Source organism: Faecalibacterium sp. (assembly GCF_052358865.1).
Taxonomy (GTDB): Bacteria; Bacillota; Clostridia; order Oscillospirales; family Ruminococcaceae; genus Faecalibacterium; species Faecalibacterium butyricigenerans.
The window spans coordinates 1-4,181 of the sequence record NZ_DAWCVJ010000123.1 but is presented as its reverse complement, the minus strand read 5'-3'; the positions used below and the strand labels follow the sequence as shown (position 1 = coordinate 4,181).

The 4,181-nt window shown below is 50.2% G+C and carries 7 protein-coding genes; 2 read left to right on the top strand and 5 right to left on the bottom strand.

Going from position 1 to position 4,181, the window contains the following annotated elements:
* The 5 genes from ACT8X9_RS12915 to ACT8X9_RS12895 form a co-directional block, all read right to left on the bottom strand.
* A partial coding sequence (locus ACT8X9_RS12915; RefSeq protein WP_444269261.1) for a MobA/MobL family protein occupies window positions 1-374 on the bottom strand: 374 nt, incomplete at its 3' end.
* A 186-nt stretch (window positions 375-560) separates the two neighbouring features.
* Complete coding sequence (locus ACT8X9_RS12910; protein ID WP_003509359.1) at window positions 561-851, bottom strand: DUF3847 domain-containing protein; 291 nt, start codon at window positions 849-851, stop codon at window positions 561-563.
* Window positions 852-879: 28 nt separating this feature from the next.
* The gene (locus ACT8X9_RS12905) at window positions 880-1,341 is read right to left on the bottom strand and encodes an RNA polymerase sigma factor (RefSeq protein WP_444269260.1); all 462 of its coding nucleotides are present in this window, start codon (window positions 1,339-1,341) and stop codon (window positions 880-882) included.
* Between the two features lie 10 nt (window positions 1,342-1,351).
* A complete protein-coding gene (locus ACT8X9_RS12900; protein ID WP_444269259.1) occupies window positions 1,352-1,804 on the bottom strand; it encodes an RNA polymerase subunit sigma-24 in 453 nt (150 codons plus the stop codon).
* A 103-nt stretch (window positions 1,805-1,907) separates the two neighbouring features.
* Window positions 1,908-2,321, bottom strand: a complete 414-nt coding sequence (locus ACT8X9_RS12895; RefSeq protein WP_007860240.1) for an RNA polymerase sigma factor — start codon at window positions 2,319-2,321, stop codon at window positions 1,908-1,910.
* 602 nt (window positions 2,322-2,923) lie between these two features.
* Between ACT8X9_RS12895 and ACT8X9_RS12890 the strand changes: the two genes are divergently transcribed.
* Window positions 2,924-3,673, top strand: coding sequence for an ABC transporter ATP-binding protein (locus ACT8X9_RS12890; protein WP_330032717.1), 750 nt, complete (start codon window positions 2,924-2,926; stop codon window positions 3,671-3,673).
* A 147-nt stretch (window positions 3,674-3,820) separates the two neighbouring features.
* The coding region (locus ACT8X9_RS12885) for an FtsX-like permease family protein (protein WP_444269258.1) at window positions 3,821-4,181 on the top strand (361 nt) is incomplete at its 3' end.

Sequence of the window (4,181 nt, the reverse complement as noted above, 5' to 3'; positions counted from 1 at the left end):
AAGTCGGCGCACATCCCCTTGTCCACAAAGTTGTCCTTCACATAGGCCCGGACAAGGGCAAGCTGCTGTTCTCTGGACAGTTCGCGGGGCAGAGCTGCTTCGATCTCGCGGGCAAGCTGGCTGTCCCTTGCTTTCTCGATTTGCTCCACGCTGTTCCAGAGGGTGGAGCGGTCTGCAAACTCTGGCGGGGCGTGGGCAGGCAGCATGATCTCCGCATGGACAATGCCGCCTTTCCGGGTGTAGTCGTGGGTCATTCCATCCCATTCATTTGTCAGCTTGGTTCCGCTGCGGTAAGCAGCTGCGGCAACAGCAGAACGGCCTGCGCTACGCTTGATGATACTGACGGGGATATGACAGAAATCTATGGGGAACACCTCCTTTCAGTGAGGGGATAACAGGCTCTGTGGAGCCGGACAAACGCAAAGCGGGTGTTTGGCTGTGCAGAGCGCACAAGGGGTTTGGGGAGCGTAGCTTCCCATCGCGGACGAAGTACGCAATGCCCCCGGCAGGGCGCACAGCACCGGCAACGGTGTATAAGTGCGCCCTTGTAAACAAGGGACTTATGGCGTGTCCCCGGATTTTGGCAGGTTTGCAGTCAATTCCGCAGCCCCCGGAAGATGGGACAGGGCAATCAGAAATGTTTTGACCTCCGCGCCGGAAAGGTCGGGAGCCAACGGGAAAATCCCCTCCAAAACGGCTCCACGCTCAATCAGGCGGCGGGTGCGAACCCTGCGTTCTTCGTTCCGCTGCTTGTTCTCCAAAATCTTCTTTCGGTTTTCAAGCTGCCGGATCTCCTTCAGGACTTTCTCCCGTTCTTCTTTTTGGGGGTGGGCTGTATTTTTTTCGTTCATGTCAGGCACCTCTTTTCTTTGGAAATACTCATAGATTGACCGTCCATTTCTGACGCGCAAAGTACCGGCGCAGCCTCCGCAGTGCGGCATGGATGGATTTTCCCGCCTGTGATGGCGTGATACCCTCCATTACGGCAATATCTTTCACTTTCATACCCAGCATATAGCGGGCGTGGACACGGCGAGCCTGCATAGGCGGCAGGGAAGAAATGGCTTCATACAATCGCCGTATCAGTTCTTCGTATTCGGCTAATTCTTCTTTTTCTATCAGGTAGTCCTCCGGTGATGGCTGCGCCCAGCCGATGGCGGCATTTTCGATTCCATCGTTACAATCAAGGGAATAAAACGCCTTATACCGGAACATCTTGCGATCTCTGGCGGCCTCGGCTCTCTTGTCCAGAAGAAACGCTTCGACGATCTCATCGGACACCTCCACAAAAATGTCCTCTTTGCAAAATGGATAATATTGTTTGAGATTGATGGTCTGCATAGGCATGCCCTCACTCTGTTTGGAAAAGACCATCATAGCAGCGGCGCATATTCCGCAGACCCCGGCGGATGGAAACGCTGACCTTGCTGCTGTGGACGCCCTCTCTCCGGGAGATTTCCGGCTGCTTGATACCGGCAATGTAGTAGGCGTAAACACGGCGGGCCTGTGTCGGAGTGGCATGAGCCAGAGCCACCGACAGAGCTGCAATCAGGTATAGGCGGGTGGTCATTTCTTCTCGTTCCAGCAAAATATCTTCCGGCGATCTGCTGTGTTCCAGTGCGTAATTTTCCAGCCAGCTGTATGCGTCCAGAGAGTAGTAGGCGCGGTGGTAGACTTTCCGACGCTCATAGTTCTCCATCTCCCGCTTGGCCTGATACATCGCTGCCCATACCTCGTCCGTAACATCCACAAACTCGTCATGCCGGTAGTGGGGATACATCCACCGCAGATTGATTGTTTTCATAGGCTTACCTCCTGAAAATCGGAGAGGCGGACAGCTCGTCCGCTGTCCGCCCCTCGCTGAGATAAGGGAAATGATCCCTTTCACTTGGTAGCCAGAAAACAGGTCATTCGTTAAGCCTGTTCTCAAAGAAATTTATAAATTTTTTTCTGACCGCCTCCACACTTTGATACACAGCCACTTTGGAGCAGCCGCACAGCACACCGATCTCTGCAAGGCTCAGCCCGTCAAGCGCATAGAGCAGGAACCGGCGGCGCTGGGCCTCGGTACAGGTGTCCAGAACAGCCATCAGCTCATGCAGCGTTTCCATGCGGCAAAGGTATTCCTCCGGCGTTTCGCCGTAGACCCCTACACCCTCGGTGGTAATGATGTACTCGTCAAACTCCCGGCCATCCCAATGCCGCCGCTGTTCATGGAACAGGTTCTCCGTTTTATGATCGGCCCGGTCAAGAAATTCATAGACTTCCAGCGTAACCTCCACGGCCACAGCTTGTCCGTTATAATTGATGGTAACTTCCATCTGCCTTTCCTCCATTCAGATTTTTTCGGGAAAATCTGAATGGGGCGGCGGAGAACGGCACCGGGGATAAAGTTCGGGCCATGCTGACCCGATGTTCCGGCTCCATAGAGACAAAAAAGCGCCCGGACGGCATAAAGCCATACGAGCGTAATAGAGTATATTTTGCTGTTTAGTTACATGGTATAGTGCATACTTCTGACCGCATTGCTCCGCTGCTGGGAACAGGCTTTTTTTAGCTGGTGCAGGTCATGGGGACTGTGAAAAAAGGCAAAAATAGACACGGCGGCAATCCTCCTATGTGCCGCCGTGGATTTACACGGTGTTAGGTCGTCGTTGGTTTAGCGTAGACGAAAAGAAACGGCGGCTCTGATCTTCTCAAAGCCGCCGCTTCATAGGCGCGTGGAAATGTGTCTGCTGTACGACGGCTTTTTTTCTTTTGCCCTCGTGCGGCAGATATACATATTCACTATTTTGAAAATATTGTATCAAAACTGTACAGATTCAGCATGAGTAAATCACGCACCTTTTCTGCGCGATTTACTCATGTTCTTTTTTTCTATGTACGCTATACTGTCCGTGTACCACGAAAGGAGCGAATCATTATGAGTATACTATTACAAGTAAAAAACATTACAAAAATCTATCCGAACCAGCCCAAACCCGGTCTTGACAATATTTCCTTTGAGGTTGCACAGGGGGAGTTTTTAGGCATCATGGGCGCGTCTGGCTCCGGCAAAACAACTCTCCTAAATGTTTTATCTACAATCGATGTTCCGACTAACGGTCATATTGTCATGGGAAAAACCCATATTGAAAAGCTTGGCCAAAGACAGGCCGCTGATTTCCGTAAAAACAATCTCGGCTTTATCTTTCAGGAATATTTCCTTCTGGATAGTCTTACTGTACGCGAAAATATTGCAGTCCCATTGACTCTGCTTCACAAACCGGCGCAGGAGATTGACAGGAAAGTTAAGGAACTGGCCGAACTATTTGGGATTGACTCTCAGCTAAAAAAATATCCCAGCGAATTGTCCGGCGGTCAACGGCAGCGTGTGGCGGCAGCGCGCGCAATGGTAAAACGCCCTCCTCTGATTTTTGCAGACGAACCTACCGGTGCACTAGACTCCAGTTCCGCAACAGAACTGCTTACTGCATTGAAAGAGGTCAATCATACTTTGGGAACCACAATCCTCATGGTAACGCACGATCCCTATGCTGCCAGCTATACAGACCGTATCCTTTACTTCAAAGATGGACATATCATCTCCGAGTTGCAGCGCCATAATTCTGAACGCCGGTGTTTCTATGAGGCTATCATGCAGGAATCTGCTCGGCAGGACGAGAAACGGTAACTGGGGGGTGAGTATATGAACTTAACGACGATAGCGTTAAAAAATCTGAAACGGAACTTTTCCTTTTATTCACTGTATCTTGTGTCCGTTTCTTTCGTTTTGATGGTTTACTTTTGCTTTACTTCTTTTTCTATGAATGAGATTATCATGGCAAAAATCTCGTCGGATGGCCGCGTAGAAATGATGTGCAGTGTAGTCGCAGTATTCATCATGGCGTTTGTTGTGTTTTATATGTTCTACTCGAACAACTTTTTCATGCGCCGCCGAATGAAAGAATTGGGGATTTATGCCCTGCTTGGATACCGCAAAGTGGATATGCTTTGCCTGTTGACCATAGAAAATATTTTCATTTGCCTTGGGGGAATGTTCATAGGCATTTTCGCTGGCAGCCTACTGCACATCGGCGTAACGGCAGGAATTGTTGCTTTGCTTGGTCTGACGATTGATATATGGGCAAATCCATTTATCAATCCTCATGCTGACAGTTCGATTATCCTGTTTATCCTTG

Excerpts from the sequence above, each read along its gene's own strand:
- ACT8X9_RS12910 (WP_003509359.1), bottom strand. The coding sequence starts at position 851 with ATGAACGAAAAAAATACAGCCCACCCCCAAAAAGAAGAACGGGAGAAA.
- ACT8X9_RS12905 (WP_444269260.1), bottom strand. The coding sequence starts at position 1,341 with ATGCAGACCATCAATCTCAAACAATATTATCCATTTTGCAAAGAGGAC.
- ACT8X9_RS12900 (WP_444269259.1), bottom strand. The coding sequence starts at position 1,804 with ATGAAAACAATCAATCTGCGGTGGATGTATCCCCACTACCGGCATGAC.
- ACT8X9_RS12895 (WP_007860240.1), bottom strand. The coding sequence starts at position 2,321 with ATGGAAGTTACCATCAATTATAACGGACAAGCTGTGGCCGTGGAGGTT.
- ACT8X9_RS12890 (WP_330032717.1), top strand. The coding sequence starts at position 2,924 with ATGAGTATACTATTACAAGTAAAAAACATTACAAAAATCTATCCGAAC.